The sequence below is a fragment of the Pseudoduganella guangdongensis genome (assembly GCF_009857475.1).
Classification (GTDB): Bacteria; Pseudomonadota; Gammaproteobacteria; order Burkholderiales; family Burkholderiaceae_D; genus Rugamonas; species Rugamonas guangdongensis.
Map to the genome: position 1 here is coordinate 1 of NZ_WWCJ01000091.1, position 243 is coordinate 243.

General features: G+C 51.4%; 1 rRNA gene. It reads left to right on the forward strand.

The annotated features are described in order from the left end of the window. Positions 1–243: ribosomal RNA gene (locus GTP41_RS26980) — 16S ribosomal RNA — on the forward strand; the annotation flags it as partial.

Below are 243 nucleotides of genomic sequence, written 5' to 3' on the forward strand. Positions count from 1 at the left end.
GGTCGCAAGATTAAAACTCAAAGGAATTGACGGGGACCCGCACAAGCGGTGGATGATGTGGATTAATTCGATGCAACGCGAAAAACCTTACCTACCCTTGACATGGATGGAACCTCGGAGAGATCTGAGGGTGCTCGAAAGAGAACCATCACACAGGTGCTGCATGGCTGTCGTCAGCTCGTGTCGTGAGATGTTGGGTTAAGTCCCGCAACGAGCGCAACCCTTGTCATTAGTTGCTACGCA